At 53.0% G+C, this 21,812-nt stretch carries 20 protein-coding genes; 7 read left to right on the plus strand and 13 right to left on the minus strand.

Annotated features, from left to right (window positions below; genetic code table 11):
• Positions 1-5: 5 nt before the first annotated feature.
• Genes ACU8YC_RS20975 through ACU8YC_RS20985 form a run of 3 tightly spaced genes read right to left on the minus strand, consistent with a single transcriptional unit; the run spans position 6 to position 2,568 of the window.
• Positions 6-1,013 (minus strand): carbohydrate kinase family protein, encoded by a 1,008-nt coding sequence (locus tag ACU8YC_RS20975; protein ID WP_187253999.1) that lies wholly within the window; start codon positions 1,011-1,013, stop codon positions 6-8.
• Complete coding sequence (locus ACU8YC_RS20980; protein WP_151218044.1) at positions 1,010-1,870, minus strand: ketose 1,6-bisphosphate aldolase; 861 nt, start codon at positions 1,868-1,870, stop codon at positions 1,010-1,012. Before ACU8YC_RS20980 ends, ACU8YC_RS20975 begins: the two co-directional genes overlap by 4 nt.
• Positions 1,871-1,884: 14 nt before the next feature.
• Entirely contained in the window at positions 1,885-2,568 is a 684-nt protein-coding gene (locus ACU8YC_RS20985; RefSeq protein WP_187260071.1) for a D-lyxose/D-mannose isomerase, read from the minus strand.
• Between the two features lie 533 nt (positions 2,569-3,101).
• Here ACU8YC_RS20985 and ACU8YC_RS20990 point away from each other — a divergent pair.
• The 5 genes from ACU8YC_RS20990 to ACU8YC_RS21010 are packed head-to-tail and all read left to right on the plus strand — an operon-like array spanning position 3,102 to position 10,176.
• The gene (locus ACU8YC_RS20990) at positions 3,102-5,642 is read left to right on the plus strand and encodes a type VI secretion system Vgr family protein (RefSeq protein WP_446895700.1); all 2,541 of its coding nucleotides are present in this window, start codon (positions 3,102-3,104) and stop codon (positions 5,640-5,642) included.
• A complete protein-coding gene (locus ACU8YC_RS20995) occupies positions 5,635-7,731 on the plus strand; it encodes a T6SS effector phospholipase Tle3 domain-containing protein (RefSeq protein ID WP_446895701.1) in 2,097 nt (698 codons plus the stop codon). The genes ACU8YC_RS20990 and ACU8YC_RS20995 overlap by 8 nt, the downstream gene beginning before the upstream one ends.
• 9 nt (positions 7,732-7,740) lie before the next feature.
• Positions 7,741-8,520 (plus strand): T6SS immunity protein Tli3 family protein, encoded by a 780-nt coding sequence (locus tag ACU8YC_RS21000; protein ID WP_370607828.1) that lies wholly within the window; start codon positions 7,741-7,743, stop codon positions 8,518-8,520.
• Position 8,521: 1 nt separating this feature from the next.
• Positions 8,522-8,782: a PAAR domain-containing protein gene (locus ACU8YC_RS21005; RefSeq protein ID WP_040234038.1), complete on the plus strand. Its 261-nt coding sequence runs from the start codon at positions 8,522-8,524 to the stop codon at positions 8,780-8,782.
• A complete protein-coding gene (locus ACU8YC_RS21010) occupies positions 8,779-10,176 on the plus strand; it encodes a hypothetical protein (RefSeq protein ID WP_446895702.1) in 1,398 nt (465 codons plus the stop codon). The genes ACU8YC_RS21005 and ACU8YC_RS21010 overlap by 4 nt, the downstream gene beginning before the upstream one ends.
• 90 nt (positions 10,177-10,266) lie before the next feature.
• Here ACU8YC_RS21010 and ACU8YC_RS21015 read toward each other — a convergent pair whose 3' ends face one another.
• Genes ACU8YC_RS21015 through ACU8YC_RS21025 form a run of 3 tightly spaced genes read right to left on the minus strand, consistent with a single transcriptional unit; the run spans position 10,267 to position 13,749 of the window.
• On the minus strand, positions 10,267-11,208 hold the full coding sequence (locus ACU8YC_RS21015; protein ID WP_048213896.1) for an ABC transporter substrate-binding protein: 942 nt from the start codon (positions 11,206-11,208) through the stop codon (positions 10,267-10,269).
• 29 nt (positions 11,209-11,237) lie between these two features.
• A complete protein-coding gene (locus ACU8YC_RS21020) occupies positions 11,238-12,233 on the minus strand; it encodes an ABC transporter permease subunit (RefSeq protein WP_187253967.1) in 996 nt (331 codons plus the stop codon).
• On the minus strand, positions 12,226-13,749 hold the full coding sequence (locus tag ACU8YC_RS21025; RefSeq protein ID WP_151218040.1) for a sugar ABC transporter ATP-binding protein: 1,524 nt from the start codon (positions 13,747-13,749) through the stop codon (positions 12,226-12,228). Before ACU8YC_RS21025 ends, ACU8YC_RS21020 begins: the two co-directional genes overlap by 8 nt.
• A gap of 114 nt (positions 13,750-13,863) precedes the next feature.
• On the opposite strand from ACU8YC_RS21025, the gene ACU8YC_RS21030 reads away from it, so the two are divergent.
• Both ACU8YC_RS21030 and yjdP read left to right on the plus strand, forming a co-directional pair.
• Positions 13,864-16,128, plus strand: a complete 2,265-nt coding sequence (locus tag ACU8YC_RS21030) for an ATP-binding protein (RefSeq protein WP_187260077.1) — start codon at positions 13,864-13,866, stop codon at positions 16,126-16,128.
• Positions 16,129-16,197: 69 nt separating this feature from the next.
• Positions 16,198-16,527 (plus strand): DDRRRQL repeat protein YjdP, encoded by a 330-nt coding sequence (gene yjdP, locus ACU8YC_RS21035; RefSeq protein WP_151218038.1) that lies wholly within the window; start codon positions 16,198-16,200, stop codon positions 16,525-16,527.
• 124 nt (positions 16,528-16,651) lie between these two features.
• Here the strand turns inward: yjdP and phnP are convergent, their stop codons facing one another.
• From phnP to phnJ, 7 genes are read right to left on the minus strand one after another with little or no spacing between them, the layout of a single operon-like run.
• Positions 16,652-17,410 carry a phosphonate metabolism protein PhnP gene (phnP, locus tag ACU8YC_RS21040; protein WP_151218037.1) on the minus strand — a complete coding sequence of 253 codons (759 nt, stop codon included), beginning with the start codon at positions 17,408-17,410 and terminating at the stop codon, positions 16,652-16,654.
• Between the two features lie 8 nt (positions 17,411-17,418).
• Positions 17,419-17,853, minus strand: coding sequence for an aminoalkylphosphonate N-acetyltransferase (gene phnO, locus ACU8YC_RS21045; protein WP_151218036.1), 435 nt, complete (start codon positions 17,851-17,853; stop codon positions 17,419-17,421).
• Positions 17,840-18,394 carry a ribose 1,5-bisphosphokinase gene (gene phnN, locus ACU8YC_RS21050; protein WP_151218035.1) on the minus strand — a complete coding sequence of 185 codons (555 nt, stop codon included), beginning with the start codon at positions 18,392-18,394 and terminating at the stop codon, positions 17,840-17,842. The genes phnO and phnN overlap by 14 nt, the downstream gene beginning before the upstream one ends.
• Positions 18,395-18,396: 2 nt before the next feature.
• Complete coding sequence (phnM, locus tag ACU8YC_RS21055) at positions 18,397-19,533, minus strand: alpha-D-ribose 1-methylphosphonate 5-triphosphate diphosphatase (RefSeq protein WP_446895703.1); 1,137 nt, start codon at positions 19,531-19,533, stop codon at positions 18,397-18,399.
• Entirely contained in the window at positions 19,530-20,210 is a 681-nt protein-coding gene (gene phnL / locus ACU8YC_RS21060) for a phosphonate C-P lyase system protein PhnL (RefSeq protein ID WP_151218033.1), read from the minus strand. The genes phnM and phnL overlap by 4 nt, the downstream gene beginning before the upstream one ends.
• A 9-nt stretch (positions 20,211-20,219) precedes the next feature.
• On the minus strand, positions 20,220-20,978 hold the full coding sequence (gene phnK / locus ACU8YC_RS21065; RefSeq protein ID WP_003844769.1) for a phosphonate C-P lyase system protein PhnK: 759 nt from the start codon (positions 20,976-20,978) through the stop codon (positions 20,220-20,222).
• Positions 20,975-21,766 (minus strand): alpha-D-ribose 1-methylphosphonate 5-phosphate C-P-lyase PhnJ, encoded by a 792-nt coding sequence (phnJ, locus tag ACU8YC_RS21070; RefSeq protein WP_247605068.1) that lies wholly within the window; start codon positions 21,764-21,766, stop codon positions 20,975-20,977. Before phnJ ends, phnK begins: the two co-directional genes overlap by 4 nt.
• Positions 21,767-21,812 lie beyond the last annotated feature (46 nt).

Raw genomic sequence — 21,812 nt, forward strand, 5'->3', positions numbered from 1 at the left:
ATGCCTTATCCGGCATCAGTCATTGCGGCCTTTAACTCTGTCAGCGTTTTTGCGCCGTCTATCGCATTGGCACACAACAAACTGGCTCGCGCGCAGGCGTGCGCTAGCCGGATGCTCTCTTCCAGTGACCAACGTTCATGACAGCCATACAAAAATCCGGCGCAAAACGCATCTCCCGCCCCCACGCTGCCGACAATCTCCTCCTGCGCCAGATACTGTGACGGGATCCAGACGCCTGCCCGATCCGGCGCTTCACCCCAGGCACCTTCCGGACAGTGGATCACCACCCGCTGGCGTACGCCCGCATTGAGCAGTTCGCGCGCGGCGGTAGCGATATGTGGGATATGCAGCTCGCCGTTGGGCTGGCGGATCTCCAGCCCGCTGAACTCTCCGGCTTCCAGCTCGTTAATCACCAGATAATCGAGATGGCGCAGGGCGGGCATCACCAGCGGCTGGTAGCGCGGGTCGCCCTTGCGTGAGACCAAATCCAGCGATGTTTCGAAACCGTTATCGCGCATTTGCGCCAGCAGCCGAGCGCTACGTGTGCCGTACTCTTCATCTGGCATGTCCAGGCTGTCGAGCAGCAGCAGATAGCCAAGATGGAAGATTTTCATCGAGGTATCCAGTTGCTCAAAAGCGGGCAGATCCAGCAGGCGATTCGCGCCGGGAGAATGAAAAAAGGTGCGCTGACCGCTCGGATCGGTCATCACCTGCGACATTGACGTGGGCGCGAATGTCGTGCGCTGCACGTGTTGGTGATTAACGTGATACTGCTCCAGCATCGCCATAATGTAGTCGCCGTCGCTGTCCTGCCCGATTAACCCCACCGCCTGCAGCGGCAGTCCGGCGTGCATTTTTGCCAGCGTCAGTAGTACGTTCAGCGGCGCACCACCGGTGGCGCGTTCGCTACGGGTGATCTCCGCCAGCCAGCCGCGTTCCGGCCACTGCACAATTTGATGCACATGATCGACCAGCATGTTGCCTGCGGCGATAACGCCTTTGCGTTCCATCAGACCCGTCCTGCGCTGCCAAAAATGCGCATCTGTTCTGAAACGGTATCGGTAATGGCTTCCTCAATGCCGAGCAGCAGTTCGGCGAATTCGTCGTACAAGGGCTGACGATTCGCCATCCGCGTCTCCACTGCCGACAGCGCCGCTTGTGACATGCCGGTATAGAAGTTGATTTTGTGAATGCCGAGTTCAATCGCGCGCTTGAAATCGTCGTCGCTGATGCCGGAACCGCCGTGCAGCACCAACGGGATCGCCGCCTGCTGGCGGATAGTGTCCAGACGCGGGAAGTCGAGTTTGGGTTCGCCTTTATATTTGCCGTGCGCATTACCAATGGCGACAGCCAGCGCGTCAATTCCGGTTCTGTCGACGAAATCACGCGCCAGCATCGGATCGGTAAACAGTGATTCGTCGGCATGACCGTACAGCGCACCGCCTTCATCACCACCGACTGCGCCCAACTCAGCTTCCACCGACACGCCGACGGCGTGGCACATCTTCACCACTTCGCGGGTCTGACGGATATTTTCTTCGTACTCCAGCGTGGAGCCATCGAACATCACTGAGCTGAAACCTAAGCGTAACGCTCGCACCACCGACTCAAAGTGCAGGCCGTGGTCAAGATTCAGCACTACAGGAATGTCATGTCTGGCGGCTTCGAACTTGACCGCTTCGACCAGAGAATCCAGCGAGATATATTTAAAATGCACCTCGGCAATGTTGATAATAAATGGCGAACGTTCCTGCTTTGCCGCGGCAAACAACGCGCGCAGGAAATGTGAATCCAGAACGTTAAACGCCCCTAAGGCATAGCGGTGTTCGCGAGCATGGGCAAGGCCATCAGCGAGTGAGATCAACGGCATAATGTGCTCCTTGGTTAGCGGAACAGGCGATATTCGTTACACAGCACCAGCAGCGCCGGTTCGTCTTCTTCAATGTCGTTGTAGCGGGAAATCGGTTGCAGAAAATGGTTGTCGTGGTCGTCGTCATTAACAGAAGAGACCTCGCCAACCAGCACGTCACCAAAACCTTCTTCCGCCCAGAAGCTGTGATACAGGCCTGGCGGCAGGCAGATGCTTTCACCCGGCGTCAGGCGCAGTTGACTGCCTGCGGCATGCGTTTGTCGACAACCGTCAATCACCACGCTAACGTCGCTGTCTTCCGTTTGCTCGCGGATCCCTGCATTCCACAGTTCTACAATGAGATTACCGCCGCCGCGATTGATAATGTCTTCACGTTTGCGCCAGTGAAAATGCATCGGCGTGACCTGCGCATCGCGAACGTGCATGATTTTCTCGGCGTAGCATTTCTCGTAAGGCATACCTTTCGGCGAGCCGTTACGCAGGGTGAACAGCGTTAACCCTTGTGCGGCGAAATTGTTGCCGCCGAATGCGGTGACATCCCAACCGAGCTTGAGGTCGAAAACTTCGCTCCAGGCACTGGCGTCGAGCTGGCGCCATTGGGTGGGCGGGAAACTGGCGAAAGGAGGCAGGTGCACGTCGTGCAGAGAAAAAAACTGGCGCGTGTGCCCAAGGATTTCGTTTATTGCGGAGCGTTTCATTGATTCTCCTGTGGCTGATAAGATGACCTTTATGCGGCCCTCTCTCAAAGGAAGAGGGAGAAAATCAAAAGCTTTCCCATGGAAATGGGATACCATCCGGTTACCTCTCCCTCACAGCAGAACAGGGAATGGTTATATTTTATTGTGTTTTTTTATGGGGTGATGTGATTCATTCAATAAAATGATAAATAAAAAGAATGTTTTTATAAATGTTATTGTAAATCATTGAGTTAATGTATTCGCTTTTTTATTCGCATCTCAGTTTTCTGGAACTATTGGGATATGCGCGTTGGCATGTTACCTCAGGATGAAAACGAATGATACATAATATAAATAATCTTATTAAAACTGGCTGCCATTGAATATAAAACCTCGTAATTTAATTTGATATATATATCATAATTATATTGTTGTTATTAATAATAACAGTTTGTTTTATTTTAAGATAAAAATAGCCTTCTTATTAGTATTGTTGGTATGCTGAATGAACTTTATTCTTTATGTATTACTGCCTTTCTGCAAGGGATGCGATAATGAAAAAAGGTTCTGGTTTCTATAATCTTGAAGGTATAGTTTCAGATGATAGTATAAATAAATACTTATTAACCCTCAGGGGAACTGTCAGTTTAGGTGTGCTTGATGTTGAATCAATCGATGGAAATGAAAATCTAAGTAAACCATACAGTTATAAAATCACATTTACCTCTAAGCTTAAAGATATCCCTCCTGAATCTCTTCTTAATATTGAAGCCTCGTTACAAATAAGAGCCCCTAATAATAGATGGAGTAAATATATCCAGGGTTCTGCTATGTGGATCAATGAGCGGCAAATAGAAGGGATGATCACATCATGTTCACTTATTAGTACCTCAGCGGATGAATCACTTTACGAAATCAAGCTGGAGCATAAGCTTGCATTACTCTCGCGACGAAAGCGTTCGGCCATTTATTTGAATACAAGCGTTCCTAAACTGGTCACGAAGATCCTCAAAGAGCATCTTTTTGCCGATTATGAGTTCGACTTTGATGAGCTTATTTGTACCTATCCTGACCGGGAAATGATCGTCCAGTGGCAGGAATCAGATTTAGCGTTTATCAGCCGCATCCTGTCGGAAGTTGGGATCTGGTTCAGAATTGAAAATCATCATGCCGTTCCGCACATTATGGTGCTTATCTTCAGTGACTCACAAAGCCGGTACATCTTCGATCAAAAGATTATGCATGCATCACATGCGGGTCTGACAGCCAATGATTACGCGATCGATAAGCTGGTCTCAAAGCACAACGTTGTTTCCGCAGCCGTTAAAGCAAAGAACTTTGACTACCGGCTTGCCAATTCGTTAATACTCAATGCTGATGCCGAGGGAGCTGAACAAACGTCGACGACGTATGGAGTGGATTATCGTTACGCGGATATTCATCACCAGCCGGGATCGAAATTTGCGGAGGAACAACCGGGCGAATCAAGCTGGTTCTACGCCAAACTGCATCACGAAATTATTCTTAATAATCAGTCCGTTTTAAGCGGCGTGACCACCAGTCCGTCGATCGTGCCAGGTATGGTGCTTAAAATCGACGGTACCATTCCGCAGGCGTTCACTTCGGGCTTTGTGGTAACGGCAATGCGAGTGACGGGCAGGCGTGATGCAGCCCTGCAATCCCAACTTTTCGGTATTCCTTACAATGAGCGCGTTTGCTTTCGACCCCAGCCGCTACCCAGACCGCGTATCGCGGGTACGGTTCCGGCAATTGTTTCATCCCGAATAGACAATGACCAATATGCCCACATCGATCTGCAGGGGCGCTATTGGGTGAAGTTTGATTTTGACCTCGACCAACATAGGCAGGGCTATGAAAGTATGCCAGTTCGTCTGGCGCGAGTTTATGCCGGCGATACTTATGGTCATCACTTTCCACTCATTCAGGGTGCGGAGGTCGCCATTGCGTTTGAAGGTGGCGATCCGGAAAGACCTTTCATTGCTCATGCCCTGCATCATGCGCCAAAGCCGGACCCCGTCACCAGCCGCAATAATACCCGCAATGTCATCCGCACTGCGGGTCTCAATAAGCTGCGGATGGAAGACCGGCGCGGGCAGGAACACGTCAAGCTGAGTACCGAGTACGCTAAAACGCAGCTGAACATGGGCCATCTTGTTGATGCAGGTGGTAAGCCGCGCGGTGAAGGCGCAGAACTGCGCACCGATGATCGGGCAGTTTTGAGGGCTGCAAAGGGAATATTGCTGACGACAGAGGCGCAGCCAAAAGCCCACGGTCAGCAGCTCGACATGAACGAAGTTGTTCAACAGCTACAGGCAGCCCTTGTGCTGGCAACTTCTCTTCAGCAAAGCGCCCTGACGGCGCAAGCGTTAAACGTTGAGATGGAGCAACAGCAGCAGCTTAACGCTTCGCTTCAACAGCTCACCCGCTCGGGGCTGGTGGCCTATGCCGATCACGGTATGGCTCTGCTCACACCGGAAACCATGGCGCTGTCGGCAAACAAAGATCTGTCGCTGAACGCGGCCAACAACGGCAGTTTTAACGTTTTTAAGAAACTCTCCATGGCAGTCGGGCAGGGCTTATCGCTTTTCAGCAGAGCTATCGGGATCAAAATTATCGCCGCAAAAGATGATATTTCCGTCCAGGCGCAGCGCGGCGAAATGGGCCTGCTTTCCGATAAGCATTTCCATATTCAAAGTATGAGCGGCAATGTGACCATCAGCGCCAAAAAGAATATTCAGTTGCTGTGTGGCGGGGGCGGCATTCGAATAAATGAAGATGGCTCAGTAAAAATATTCTCTCCCGCCAAAGTGCAGTTGAAAGGCACCACGCTTGACTGGAGCGGGCCGGAATCTGTTAAAGATAAATCCCCCGTTTTTCAGGAAGACCAGTTTCACCGCCGCATTAAATTACATGGTTATGGAAATACGGACGATGTTCTGAAAAAGACAAAATTCAGACTGACTAAGGCCTCCGGTGAAATCATTGAAGGTGTTACCGACGATGAGGGCATGACGCCGTTACTGGATATGACGGAAATGGATGAAATGAAAATGGAGATTTTGCCAAATGAGTAATAGTCCCTTTAATCCGCGAGTCGTGGCGACAGGTGTACAAGGCGTGCCTAAATCCACCGGTGGAAAAATGGCCGTCTGCGAAGTGGCGGTTAAAAACCCTATGCCCTGCATTGTGATCCTTGTTCATGGCGTCAACGATGTGGGCGAGGCATATCAAAATCAGGAGCAGGGGATTATTGCCGGCCTGAATGAACGTATGGGCCGCACGGATATGTATCCGCATGAATGGCATCAGTACAAAATGGATATGGGCGATGGCGAGCAGCAGCAGGTGAAAATGCCCGGGCGCAGCCCGGTGATCCCATTTTACTGGGGATATAAACCTGTTGACCATGCAACGTATATTGACGATCAGCGGCGTTATCGCGATGAGCGGGCTAAATCAGGAGACGCCGCAAAACTGCCTTACAACGCCTATCAGGAAGATGACAACGCAACGCTGGTAAAGTTAGGACACATTCCTCAAACCACGTTGAAATTTCAGAATGATAATTTCGGCAACGTGCTGGACGATGTGTACGCCAAAGGCGGGGGGACCTTTGCCAATGCGACAACCACTATTCCGGATATGCTAGGCCCTGGCTCCGGCGGCAAAGCGAACGCTGCGGCAGGATTTGTTTCATTTCATCTGAATTCCGGGGATTTTACGCACCCTATTTATGATAACCCGCACCGAATTTATCAGTTTTTTGCCGCGCAGCGGCTGGCCGATTTAATCCTGATGATTCGAAGTGAACCGGCAACGCAATTCGATCCCATTAATATCATTGCGCATTCCCAGGGAACGATTATTACCATGCTCGCCAATATGCTGGTCAAAGCAGCAGGTGCCGATCCCGCCGATTGTGTGATCCTCAACCATTCTCCCTACGCCCTGGAAAAAACGGCTGCTGAAGGGATGACGCCAGGACATCACCAGACGGATCGCGCCCGCCAGCAGACGTTTAAAAATTTCTGTCATTTGATGGCGACCAACGCCAGATATGGCAAGGGGGAATTTCACACGCAGGCCGAGATTGATGAATTAGAAGGCGCAATTTGTCTGAGTAAAACCAATTCTCAATGGCGCAAGAATAAACTTTATACCCGTAATAACTTTGGCAAGGTATATAACTATTTTTGCCCTAATGACAGCGTGGTTTCATTACTTAACGTGCAGGGTTTGGGCTGGCGGGGAGTCCCCCATGACATTGCCAGCGGCATAGACAATCTGCGCCAGCGAGTTTTCTGCGAAAATGGTCCGGAAATAGGCGGCAGCCCACTGAGCGTGCCATTTGAAATGCCGGCGTTAAAAAAGGATTGTTTTGATCAGGATACGCTGGCGACCAGACAATATACGTTTGCGGATGTGGTTGTGAATGGTGAGCAGCTCCCCGTCACCTTCAGACACCAGTTACAGGGCGCGGGAAGTCAGTATAAATATTCGATTGCGCCGGGTTCACCGGATCAGGACATCTCATTTTCGGCAAAAGCCACGGTTACTGCGCGTACTGAGACAGATTTCAAAAATCTCAGCGGCGCAGGTTTCGATTATTTACAGCCGGGTCAGGAATTAACGCCTGCAGAACTCGCGATGTTCGCCAAAAAATATGCTAAGCCTTATACCAAAGGCGTTGTCCTGGGCGGGGGATACAATAAGACCGTGCAGCTTATTTATGAGAAAACGCCGGATGAGCTGCAAAGAGAATGGCTGCAATCAGAACAGGTTGGTTACAGCCAGCATTCCTCTATTGTTATGTCGAAAGATGCCCCCGCGAAAGCGATGGCCTTCGATCTGGCGGTGGGGATATGCGGGGCATTTGATTACGAAAATGGTGAGTTCTGGGTAAAACTACTTCGCCGTGGGGACTGGCGTATGAAGCTTAATGGTTTTCAGGAAGCAGTTGATTATTATAGTACTGGAAAGTTGAACAAAGACCATTCGAAAGATTTCATGAACAGGCCAAATGATATTTTACCAAAAGGGCAATTTGGTGTGGTTAACGAATATTATCATTCAACAACGGTTAAACCTGCCAGACATAATGAAATATACAATACCGAGACTTCCAATCTGCAATGGGATATGCCAGACCCACTTAACGTTTAAGGATGAATTATGAAAAAGGGAAGTGCGTTAAAAATAATAATCGGAGCATTCTCGCTATGCGTTATCGCTGCCTGTACAAAAAAAACGCCGTCACAGATAATTTATCGCTACGATGATAACCGGTATCTGGAGCTAAAGGGTTTCGATTGCGAAGGGGCGCTTTGGTATCATGATACCAGGAGGAATATACATAAGGAATTAGTAAATGGCGTGTATTCAACGTATCAGATCTTTTCCGGTGTATATATTCACCCATCAGATAAGTATATTCTGATACCGCGATGGGAACCTGGGGCATATAAAATATCTAAAGACTACGGGCAAACGTGGCAGGTAGCATCTTATATGTCTCCCTTCCAGGGGCAGGAGATAAATTCAGATGGGAATATGGTCGACAGACCGGAAGGAAAAGAAATCAAAAGAGTGGTGGTGGTCAATAATCAGGCATTTATTACCACCTCGAAAAATCATTTGTATATGAGTTCATACCCTTTTGACGACCCGCGTTTAAAGCCGGGTGGTCCGGGTATAGATTATCAATACTTCGATGATACGTATTATCTCTACAGGCCTGGCAAACATAAATCCAGTGGTGAGTATGTGAGCGCCCATATGAGGCCTGAATCTCCTGGGCGCGCCTGGGGAACGGTGGTGTTTATGAAAGCATCCTTAGCCCATTTAACGGAGGGCTATAAGGCCAACTATCAAAACCTGCCGGACAAAGAACCGGAGGTGGTGGGCTATAAGGGCTGGACCCGGATGTACTGCGATATGGATGCAGGGAAATAATATGAAAGGTGTAATCAGACTAAATGACCCGCTGGAAAACGGTGGGTATGTGAACAAAGCTTCTGGTAGCAAGTTTATGGGAATTCCGGTGGCTTTAATGGGGGATACTGTTTTTTGTATTGCGCATAAAGGGACCTTTCCCATACTTGATTTTGAACCAACCTGGACAATGGACGGCAGAGGCGTTGTTGTGGATGGGTGTAGGGCTGCATGCGGTTGTGCAATAAAAACCACACTGCCAACGGCGGGGACAAGCAAATGAATAAATGGAAGATACCAAACAAGAATCCGTATCAGGATGTAGGAAAATTTCCGCTGATTACTATGCTGGCCATTAGCTTTGCTATTTTTTTGGTTTTTATAACATACCGTATATTAAACTGGCAGCAGGGAGAAAAAGTAACTGATGAATTGATATCGATTACATTATCAACCCCGTTGATACTAGTATTAGTGATCTGGTGCGTTGTAGGGATGGTTTACTGTTATATAGCTTATCCATTTTGTTATGCGGGTTTCCTTGAAAAATATGGTATGAACCGATGGCAAAATTGGGCCAGACAGGCGTTACCTCTTTTAGATTACTCATCAATTCTTCCTGTATCAGAGCTGGCACTAAAGATGCAAAAACTAGAGGATGAGGCACCTACAGGCGCCGCAACGCCGTTAAGAATTGCTATTGAAGTTGATTCTATGGATGATGTCAGAGTTGATAAAGTACTAAGGCAGTTGATCGAGCCACTCAAAAACTCTCTTGTTAGACAATATTCACCCTTTAAGACCTGGCTATATGTTAAGGGAGCAGATGACTCTATAGGTAATAGCTTTAAAGCGGTACTTGAAAGCTTGAGCGTACCCAAAGATAAAATTGGGGAAATAAAAATCCTCCATGAATGCCCTGATTATTATTTAATCAACGACTGGATTGGTTTTAATATGTTTGAAAATAATCTAATTGTTACAGTTGAATTGCACAGCGAAAATGATTCTAATTTTTTTGAAAGTGCAAACGCATTTGTTTTCACCGATGACAGATTACTTGAAAGTAAAGATACACCATTATATTTATTACGCATGATGGACAACACGCCGTATTATCTCGATGAAATAGTGAATATATATCTCTCTGCTCAGCAAGTGGTAATTGATAAAATTAAAAGATTATGGTTTAGCTCGCTGGATAAACAGTCAAAATTCGTAATGTCTGGCGCAATAGAAAATGCAAAAACGGGCATTCTTCCTTATAGCAGATATGAGTTGGAAACCGTCACTGGGAAAAGCTCTGAGGTTCAGCGCTGGGTCGTATTAGCGTTGGCTGCGGATGCTGCAAAATACGGGCAAGGACACCAATTATTCGCCAGTAAATCTGCAGACATTATTCAGTCCGGGATAATCACGGCTAAATATCCAGGGCGTAAACCTGCTCCTGACATAGCAGACTTCTCGAATTATTGGAAAATCATATCCGCATGCTCAATTATTTTATGGTGTACTGGGTATCTCTGTTTAGTGTCAGAGGAAACCTTCAACATTCATCCCTGGTATTCTATTGTTCCTTTTGTGGTTGGTATATTGGTTATTTTTATAGCGGTATTGTTTTTTTCTATATTCGTGAGTAATAAAATTGAGCAGGAAATGGGTATTTACTATTCTTAGTTTTTATGAGGAAAGCGCCCTGACGGGCGCTTATTCTTCAATTTCTTTTACTGTCTTTACCGTAGGGAGAGGTATCAGGCGGCCCAGCACTTATTTCACCGTCCAACCCTTATAACTGCCGACGTTGTTTTTATCGATCATCGTCACTGGGATCAGCACGGGTTCTTTCGGGGCGGGTTTCCCCTGTAATATGTCATAACCGATTTCGACCGCTTTGGCAGCCATCACCTGCGGATCTTGTGCTGGCGTCGCCACAAATAGTGAGTTTTCGCGCTTCAGGGCTTCTTCGCCGTCCGGGCTGCCGTCTACGCCGACAATAAAGAATTCGCTACGTTGCGCCTGCTTTGCCGCCAGATCGGCACCGATCGCCGTGGGATCGTTAATGGCGAATACGCCGTCGATCTTCGGATTCGCCGCCAGCAACGCGGTCATGATCTCCAGCCCGCCTTCGCGACTGCCTTTGGCGTTTTGGTTATATGACAGCACCTTGATGTCAGGGTGGCGTTTAAACTCGGTCTGGCAGCCTTCCACACGGTTCTGGACGGCAGATACCGGTGGCCCGTTGATAATGACCACGTTGCCTTTGCCTTTCAGACGGTCGGTAATATATTTACAGGCCATTTCTCCCGCCTGGGTGTTATCGGAGGTGATGGTGGCGTCTGCGCCTTCCGCCGCCACGTCAACGGCGACCACCACAATCCCGGCGTCTTTCGCGCGTTTTACCGCCGGGCCGATGCCTTTGGAGTCGGCGGCGTTCAGGATAATCATGTCGACTTTGGCGGCAATAAAGTTGTCGATTTGCGACACCTGCTGGCCCAGATCGTAGCCGCTGGAAACCAGCGTCACTTTAACGTTATCACCGGCCAGTTTGCGTGCTTCCAGCTCCGCGCCTTTGGTTATCTGCACGAAGAACGGGTTGGCCAGATCGCCCACCGTAACACCGATGGATTTCAGTTCTTTTGCCTGTACAAACGGAGCGCTAGCAAGCAGTGCGCCAGCACAGAGCGCGGTGACTAAGGGCTTCAATCTCATGCTGTATTCCTCGAAGTAAGATGTTGTTGTTATGCACTTTGATGGTGTCGGGTACGGTATTTGTCGATCAGCACCGCTATGATGATCACCGCCCCTTTGATCACCAATTGCCAGAAATAGGAGACGCCCATCAGCGTCATGCCGTTATTCAGCGTGGCGATAATCAGCGCCCCCACCAGCGTGCCAGTGATGGTGCCGATCCCGCCAACAAAGCTGGTGCCGCCGAGGATCACCGCGGCGATGGCGTCCAGTTCGTAGCCCATGCCTAAGTTGCCGTTGGCGCTGTACAGCCGCGAGGCGCTCATCACCCCGCCAAGACCCGAGAGCAAACCGCTCATGCCGTAGACGAACATCAGCACCAGCCACACTTTAATCCCGGTTAGGCGCGCGGCCTGCATATTGCCGCCAACCGCATAGATATGAACGCCGAGTGTGGTGCGCCTAAGAATGAACCAGCACACCACCACCACCGCCAGCGCAATCACTACCAGCCATGGAACCGGACCAAGATAGTTGTTGCCGATCCACTCAAAGCTGATGTTGGAGTTAATCACCGTCGTGCCGTCGGCCAGCAGGTAGGCCGCACCGCGCAGCGCGGTATAGGTTCCAAGCGTGACGATAAACGGCGGCAGGCCAGCAAAAGCGACCAGCGCCCCGTTAAACAACCCCAGCAGCATGCCGAGCAGCAGCGCAGCAGGGACTGACAGCATGGCAAATTCCGGGATCAGCGAAACTACCATCGCCGCGACTGCGGTAGTGCCGAGAATGGAGCCAACCGAAAGATCAATGCCACCGGTTAAAATAATGAAGGTCATGCCAGCGGCCAGCACGATGTTGATCGACGCCTGGCGGGTAATATTCAGCAGGTTGCTTTCGGTAAAAAAGTTTGGCGCGATAAAGCCAAATACCGCCACAATCAGGATAAGAATCGGCAAGATACCGACCGTTTGCATCAGATCGCTCATCAGCATTTTTTTCGCGGAGGCGGATTTCGCCACCTGCTGGGGAGTGGTTGGATTATTCATGGGACACCGCCTGATGATGGGAGTCGTTCACGCCGGTTGCCAGCGTCATAATATTTTCCTGGGTAATACTTTGTCCGTTCAGCTCGCCGGCAATGCTGCCTTCACGCATCACATACACGCGATCGCTCATCCCGACCACTTCCGGCAGTTCGCTGGAGATCATCAGGATCGCCACGCCTTTGCGCGCCATATCATTCATGATCCGGTAGATCTCGCTTTTGGCACCGACGTCCACACCGCGCGTCGGTTCATCGAGGATCAAAATGCGTGGGCCGATCGCGACCCAGCGCGAAATCAACAGCTTTTGCTGGTTGCCGCCGGATAGCCCGCCCGCACGGACCTGCGCATGCGGGACGCGAATATTGAGCAATTTGATGGCGTCATCAGAAATTGCCTGCGCCTTTTTGCGATCGAGCATGCCCCAGGTGGCGTCGCGCTCCAGCGTCGCCATGGTGATGTTCTCTGCCGCTGCCAGCTCCAGAAAGAGTCCCTGTTCTTTGCGGTTTTCCGTCAGAAAACCGATGCCGTGGTCAATCGCCTCGCGCGGGGAGTGGATCACTACCGGTTCACCGTCCACTTCAATCATGCCGCCGATGGCTTTACGCACGCCAAAAATCAACTGTGCCAGTTCAGAACGCCCGGCGCCGACTAAACCCGCAAGGCCGACAATCTCCCCGGAGCGTACCAGTAAGCTGCACGGCTGGACTTTATTGCCGTCGGTCAGGTGGTGGACGTTGAGGCGCGCTTTACCTAAAGGAATATCGCGCTCTTTGTTGAACAGATCGCTTAACGGACGGCCTACCATCATGCGCACCAGTTCCGAGGCGTTGAGTTTGTCGCGGGTCAGGCTGCCGACGTATTGCCCGTCGCGCAGGACGCTGACGCGATCGGAGAGCTCGTACACTTCCGCCATGCGGTGGCTGATGTAGATAATCGCCATCCCCTCATCGCGCAGGCGCATAATCAGTTCAAACAGGCGGTGGGTTTCACGTGAGGAGAGGGCGGCGGTGGGTTCATCCATCACCAGAATGCGGCTGTTACGGTGCAGGGCGCGAGCGATTTCTACCTGCTGCTGTTCGGCGATGGTCAACGTCATCACGCGATCGCTGGCCTTAAACTGGGCGCCGAGTCGGTCGATGACTTTCTGCGACTGTATCACCATCTCTTTACGCTGGACCAGACCGCCGCGCGACAGTTCGCTACCAAGAAAGATATTTTCCGCCACCGTCAGGTTTGGCGCGAGCTGCATCTCCTGGTAAATCAGCGTGATGCCTGCGCTAAGCGCATCTTTTGGCCCACGAATGTGGAACGGCTGACCGTCAATCAGGATCTCCCCGCTGGTGGCAGTATAGGCGCCCGCGAGGATCTTCATCAGGGTGCTTTTCCCTGCGCCGTTCTCACCCATCAGGGCATGAATCTCACCGGGCCAAACCGTTAAATCGACCCCTTTTAGCGCATAAAATTTGCCAAACGCTTTGGCAATGTTGCGCATCTCCAGAACCGGTGTCCTGCTCATGGCGGATCTCCTGTGGGGTGGCCGATATCAGCAGTCCATCACAGGAATGTAAATGCAAAATGTCAGAAGCCGTTCATATTTGTCATATTGCGATTTTTCTTCACGGAGCGTGATATGCCGCAACCGGGACGTCACTTTTTCGCCAGTGCGCGTGGACGATTGCTGTTCTTTAATCTGCTGGTGGTGGCGGTCACGCTGATGGTGAGCGGCGTGGCGGTGCTGGGGTTTCAGCATGCCAGCCAGATCCAGGAACAGGTGCAGCAGCAAACCGTTGACGACATGACCGGCAGCATGAACCTGGCCCGCGATACGGCAAACGTGGCGACGGCGGCAGTGCGACTGTCGCAAGTGGTCGGCGCGCTGGAATACAAAGGTGAAGCGGAGCGGCTGCAGGAGATGCAGCGGGCGCTGAAGCAGTCGCTGGAACAATTGGCCACCGCGCCGCTGGCTCAGCAAGAGCCGGTGCTGGTCGAGCGAATTATCCAACGCAGCCAGGAGTTACAAAGCAGCGTGGAAGGTATGTTGCAGCGCGGACAGCAGCGGCACTTTGAACGTAACGCGCTGCTCAGTTCGCTGTATCAGAATCAAAGTTATTTACGTCACCTGCAAAAGCTTATCGGCACGCAGGATGACGTACAGCTGGGACAAATAGACCGCTTAATTGTGGCTGCCATTGAAACCCCCACGCCGCGTTCGGTGATCAAACAACTGGACGAAGTGATGCCCACGCTGCCTCTGCAAACCAGCAATCTTCTGATTACCAACATCCTCAGCGATTTCAACCTGGAGCTGCATAAGCTGGGGCCGCTTTCGTCCGCGCTGGAGCAGAGCGATCTGGCGATCAGCTGGTATATGTTCCACATCAAAGCGCTGGTGGCGATTCTCAACAGCGATATCAACCAGTATGTCTCGCAGGTGGCGACTATCTCCGAACGGCGGGTGGCGCAAAGTCATCAGGAACTGCAATCCGGCGCGTTATTTATTTTGGCATTTGCGCTGCTGGCGGTGGTGATCACCGGTTTTGCCGGGTGGTATATCTACCGCAATCTCGGTTCTAACCTGACGGCTATTTCGCGGGCGATGACCCGGCTGGCGCATGGGGAATCAGACGTCAGCGTCCCGGCCCTGCAACGGCGCGATGAGCTGGGCGAACTGGCGCGCGCCTTTAGCGTCTTTGCCCGCAATACGGCGTCGCTCGAACACACTACCCGGCTGCTGAAAGAAAAAACCACGCAGATGGAAATCGACCGCACCGAGCGTCAGGGGCTGGAGGAAGCGCTGTTGCACAGTCAGAAACTGAAGGCGGTGGGGCAACTGACGGGCGGATTAGCCCATGATTTTAATAACCTGTTGGCGGTCATTATTGGCAGCCTGGATTTGGTGGACCCGGATTCTCCCGACGCGCCACGGGTCAATCGGGCGCTGAAAGCCGCCGAGCGCGGGGCGCTGCTGACCCAGCGGCTGCTGGCCTTTTCGCGCAAACAGTCGTTGCATCCGCATGCCGTTGAGCTGAAAACCTTGCTGGAAAATCTCGGCGAACTGATGCGCCATTCGCTCCCCTCCATGCTGACGCTGGAAATTGAGGCCCAGTCTCCGGCCTGGCCCGCCTGGATTGACGTTAGCCAACTGGAAAATGCCATTATCAACCTGGTGATGAACGCCCGTGATGCCATGGACGGGCAGGTGGGTACGATAAAAATCCGTACCTGGAATCAACGGGTCACGCGCAGCGACGGACGTAAGCAGGATATGGTGATGCTGGAGGTTGCCGATCAGGGAAGCGGGATGTCACAGGAGGTGAAAGCTCAGGTCTTCGAGCCGTTTTTCACCACCAAACAGACCGGCAGCGGCAGCGGATTAGGCCTGTCGATGGTCTACGGTTTTGTGCGCCAGTCTGGTGGTCGGGTGGAAATTGAGAGCGCGCCGGGGCAGGGAACCACGGTCCGGTTACAGCTTCCCCGCGCCGTTGTGCCGGTACAGATTCAGGCAGAGCCGATAGCGGAACATGCGGCGAACTGCGGTGAAAAGCTGGTACTGGTGCTCGAAGATGAGGCCGACGTGCGCCAGACGCTGTGTGAGCAGTTGCATCTGCTGGGGTATCTAACGCTGGAAGCCGCCAACGGCGAGCAGGCGCTGCATATGCTGGCGGCTTCATCCGAGATTGATATTTTTATCAGCGACGTAATGCTGCCTGGAGGGTTAAGCGGTGTGGATGTAGTCAACTATGCGCTGAAGCACTACCCTCAGCTAACAATTCTGCTGATTAGCGGTCAGGATTTACGCCCGGCGCATAACCCGGCGCTGCCTGACGTGGCGCTACTGCGTAAACCTTTTACCCGAGGAGAGCTGGCGCAGGCGCTGCGACTCGCACGTAATTGAGATTCCTCCGCTACCCGCGCGAATACGCTTTGATTACCGTGGGGTGAGTTTCTTGATGAGGCGGGTTTTATGCAACGCTCCCTGACATTCTTTCTTTTCAGTCTGCTAATGATTACCACCGTTTCGGCGCAGGCCGATATTATCGATGATGCCATCGGCAATATTCAGCAGGCGATAAACGACGCATACAAACCCGATAACGGGCGGGATTACGACGACGCCCGCGACAATGGTTGGGAACGCCAGATGAGTGACGATCGGCGCAGGCAGTATGATGACCGGCGACGTCAGTTTGAAGACCGGCGTCGCCAACTGGATGACCGTCAGCGCCAGCTTGATCAAGAACGGCGTCAGTTAGAAGACGAAGAACGCAGAATGGAAGAAGATTACGATCGTTAACTGTAACTATCTAAATGTAAGAATATTTTATCCCCTGTAAGGGATTTAGCTGTCAGCTCAACATCTCGCCATTTTATGTTAATACATGCACTTGAGTACAGTGCATGTATGCATTGCAATCTCTCTACTCCAGCATAATTTCCATTCCGTCATAACCGGCCTCAAACCCTGTGGGGAGCGGGTTATCCATCATCCACAGGTCGAACTGATGGCTGATATGCGTCAGGATCACCCGTGGACAGCGGATAACGTCGTTCAACGCGATAACGGTATTTAAATCACAGTGATTGCGCGGTGGCTCGCTACGCGGAGCGTGACTGCAATCGATGATAATCACCTGTGGCTGATTGTTATGAAGAAACCTCAGCGTTTTGTCGGGCAGTCCGGCGGTATCAGTGAGCCATGCCACGCGGCTGTGTGCGGTCTCCAGCAGATAGCCAAACGTCAGCTTTGAATGATTGAGCGGCAGCGGCGTTACCTGTAATCCTTGCAGGTCGAACACCTCAAACGGCGCAACGGTATGGCCAAAATCGAGGAGGCCGGAATGCTTAAACAGATCGTCGCAACCCTGCTCATCCGGCGGGCCGTATACCGGGATGGTCGCCCCTACGCCCCAGCGCAGCGGAAACAGCCCCTGCACGTGGTCCATATGATAATGGGTGAGCAGAAACTGCTGGAAGCTGCCCGCTGACCAGTCGTCCATCAGATGCGGGATCCCTGCATCCAGCAGCGTCACCGCATTGTTGAATTTGACCACCCCGCTACAAGGGCGTCGACGATATTGCGCCTGTAAGCGTGCTCGTTGGCAGGCCGCGCAGTCACAGCCAAATGCCGGCACCAGCTGCGCGCCGCCCGTTCCCGTCAGCGTAATGGTCAGACTCATGGCTCCCCCTACAACGGTTTGGTGAAGCGAAAATGGCTCATGGTATAGCCTTCGCGCTGATAAAAACGGTGCGCGTCAAGGCGTTGGGTGCTGGTGGAAAGTTCGGTTATTTCCGCGCCCGCTTCGCGCGCGGTGGCTTCGGCCCAGGCCAGTAACTGGCTGCCAACGCTTAGCCCTCGCGCCTGCGGCATCACCACCAGCTCCTGGATCTCGCCAATCCAGTTGGCGTGGTGCAGATGAAACTGCAGGTGCAGGCCGATCAACCCCACGACCTGTCCGTCAAGCAGCGCCAGCTGGTAGTGCATATTGGGATCCTGCAGATTAGCGGCGTAACCAGCGCTAAAAGCCTGCAGGTCGAATTGACCCTGCTTCAACTCACAGACAAGTGCGTAAACTGCATCGGTATCGTAGAGCGTGGCGCGGCGTAATTCACAGACAGACATGTTTCTTCTCCTTGCGTCCCATCAGTGTGAGTAGTGTAGCGACAGACTGTAGCAAACTACCATCGTTGTTCAGGACGTGGCAGTCATACGGCGCATAGCGCGCCGCGCGTTCAAGGCGGGCGGCGATTTCCGTTTCGCTCTCCCGCCCACGTGCCTGCAGGCGCTGGCGGAGAATTGCCGGAGAAACCTGTAAGCAAATGGGGAGTAAAGAAGCGCCATAGCGACTTTGCGCTTGGGGCAGATGCGCACGTGAGCCGTTGACCACCACATCAAACCCGGCGTGCAGCCAGAGGTCTATCTCCACGCCTACGCCGTAGTAGAAGCCGTTGGCATGCCAGCTCAGCGCCAGCAGGTTCTGCCCGGCGCGGGTAAAAAACTCTGGTTCGCTCAGCGCAATATGATTTTCATTTCCTGCGTTGGCGGCGCGGGTGATGTAGCGATGCGCCACCAGCAGTTGTGCAGGTTCCTGTAGGCGGAGTTCCGCCAGCAGACTGTCCTTACCGGAGCCGGACGGCCCCATCAGCCAGATCAGTTTAGCCATAGTCAGAATACCCTTTTGCCCTGACGCCAGACGTGGTCGATATGGATGTTGCCGCCTTTGCGATGCGCCAGCACCAGATCCGCGCGTTTCCCTTCGGCAATAACGCCGCGATCGTCGAGATTTAATGCCCGCGCCGGATTGTGGGTCACCAGACGAATGGCCTGTTGCAGCGTAAAACGGTTGGCCTCATCGTTCGCCACGCGAAACGCCGCATCGAGAAGGCTGGCGGGATAGTAGTCGGAGGAGAGAATATCCAGCAAGCCCAGTTCAGCCAGTTTATGCGCCGCCACGTTGCCGGAGTGAGAACCACCGCGCACGATGTTTGGCGCGCCCATCAGCACGTTCATGCCATGATGGCGCGAGGCCTCTGCAGCAGCAAATGTGGTAGGAAATTCGGCGATCACGCTGCCAAGTTGATGCGATTCCAGCACATGATCGCAGGTTGCGTCGTCATGGCTCGCCAGCGCAATCTGGCGTTCGCGACACATCTGCGCAATGGCCGTACGGTTGGGCTGCGACCAGCGTGCGGCGAGGGCCAACTGTTCTTCTTCATAGCGGGCCATCTGCTCGTCGGTGAGCGAATATTTCCCCTGATAATACTCACGATATTTTTCGCGGTTAGCGAACTGGCGCTGGCCCGGCGAGTGATCCATCAATGAAACCAGCGTCACCGGCTCACGACCGACCAGCTTTTCAAACAGCGGCAGGGTAGTGTGATGCGGCAGTTCGCAGCGCAGATGCAGACGGTGCTCTGCGCGATTAACCCCGCGCTTTTGCGTCTCTTCAACTGCATTAATCATTTTCTCCAGATTTTCGAGGCGGTCACCGCCGTCGCGCACATCGCCAATCGCCACCGCGTCCAGCACGGTGGTAATGCCGCTGGCGACCATCAGTGCGTCGTGGCTGCTCATCGCCGAGTGGGCTGGCCAGTCTACCTTCGGGCGCGGGGTGAAAAACTTGTCGAGATTGTCGGTATGCAGCTCGATAAGTCCTGGCAGCAGCCAGCCGCCTTCGCCGTCCAGCGCCTCTGGTAAACGGCTCTGACTCTCAGTAAAGGCGCGGATAATTCCGCCCTCAATTTCCAGCGATCCTTGCACCACGTCATCTTCCAGCACCAGCTTTACATTATTGATAATCATGCTGTTGTTCCCATCAGGTGCAGGCGATCTGCTACGCGATCGCGCACGGTTTGATCGTGAAATATGCCGACAATTGCCGCGCCGCGCGCTTTCGCTTCTTCAATCAATGCGACAACGGCGGCGCTGTTTTTGGCGTCCAGCGAGGCTGTAGGCTCATCGAGCAGCAGAATCGGGTAATCGACGATAAACCCGCGGGCGATGTTGACGCGCTGCTGTTCGCCACCGGAAAAGGTCGACGGTGCGAGATGCCACAGCCGTTCTGGTACGTTCAGGCGGGTAAGAAGATTGGCCGCTTTGGCGGTGCACGCCTCACGAGGTACACCCAGATCCAGCAGCGGTTGCATCACCACATCCAGCGCGGAAATCCTTGGGATCACGCGCAGAAACTGGCTTACCCAGCCGATGGTTGAACGGCGAACTTCCAGCACTTTGCGCGCCGGGGCCTGAACCAGATCGACCCATTCATCGCTGTGACGAATGTGGATGTGTCCTTCATCCGGCAGGTAGTTGGCGTACAGCGAGCGCAGCAGCGTAGATTTACCGCTGCCGGAATGACCGTGCAGCACTACGCATTCGCCATTTTTTACTTCCAGCGTGGCGTTTTGTAGCACCGGCAGACGTACGCCGTTTTGCTGATGCAGGACAAAAGTTTTACTGACGTTTTCAACGCGAATCATTTGAGCCTCTTAGTTCTGCAGTACGGACGACACCAGCAACTGGGTGTACGGATGGTGCGGGTCGTCGAGCACGCGGTCGGTTAACCCACTTTCCACCACCTGACCCTGTTTCATCACCAGCAAACGGTCTGCCAGCAGACGCGCCACGCCCAGATCGTGGGTGACAATCACCACCGCCAGATCCAGTTCCACCACCAGGCCGCGCAGCAGGTCCAGCAGCTTGGCTTGTACGGAAACGTCCAGCCCTCCGGTGGGCTCGTCCATAAATACCAGTTTGGGATGGGTGACGAGGTTGCGGGCGATCTGCAGGCGTTGCTGCATGCCACCGGAAAAGGTGGTTGGCAGGTCGTCGATACGCGAGGCGGGGATCTCCACCTCCTCCAGCCAGCGCTGTGCGGTGGCGCGGATGTCGCCATAGTGACGCGCGCCGGTGGCCATCAGGCGCTCGCCGATGTTGCCACCGGCGGAGACCTGACGGCGCAGACCATCCAGCGGATGCTGGTGCACCACGCCCCATTCGGTGCGCAGCAGACGGCGACGATCGGCCTCGTTCATGCCGTACAGCGAGCGGTTCTGATACAAAATCTCACCGCTCTGTGGCGTCAGCCGTGAAGAGATCGATTTCAGCAGTGTGGTTTTGCCCGAGCCGGACTCGCCGACGATACCCAGCACTTCGCCAGGCCACAGGTCAAAAGAGACATCGCTGAAGCCTTTGCCCGGCGCGTAGAGATGAGTCAGGTTGTTGACTGAAAGCAGCGGTTGCGTCATTTGCTGAGGGCCTCGCTCTGTTGGCGGCAGTAGTCAGTGTCGGAGCAGACAAACATGCGTTTGCCGGTGTCATCGAGCACCACTTCATCGAGATAGCTGTGGGTTGAGCCACAAATGGCACAGGGCTCATCCCAGCGCTGTACGGTAAACGGGTGATCGTCGAAATCGAGGCTTTCCACGCGGGTGTAAGGTGGTACGGCATAGATGCGCTTTTCGCGGCCTGCGCCAAACAGTTGCAGGGCCGGCATCATGTCCATCTTCGGGTTGTCGAATTTCGGGATGGGCGACGGGTCCATGACGTAGCGGTCATTGACCTTCACCGGATAGGCGTAAGTGGTGGCGATATGACCGAAGCGGGCAATATCTTCATACAGTTTCACCTGCATGATGCCGTACTCTTCCAACGCGTGCATGGTGCGGGTTTCCGTTTCGCGCGGTTCGATAAAGCGCAGCGGTTCGGGGATCGGTACCTGGAAGATAATGATTTGATCTTCCACCAGCGGCGTTTCCGGGATGCGATGGCGGGTCTGGATCAGCGTCGCGTCTTCCGTACGCTCGGTGGTATTGACCCCGGTTACGCGTTTGAAGAAGTTGCGAATCGACACGGCGTTGGTGGTGTCATCCGCGCCCTGGTCAATCACCTTCAGCACGTCTGGTTCGCCAATCACGCTGGCTGTGAGCTGAATACCGCCCGTTCCCCAGCCGTAAGGCATCGGCATTTCGCGACCGCCGAACGGTACCTGGTAACCGGGGATCGCCACCGCTTTCAGAATTGCACGGCGGATCATGCGCTTGGTCTGCTCATCAAGATACGCAAAGTTATAGCCGGAGAGG

The organism is Citrobacter sp. VF227, from assembly GCF_052950715.1.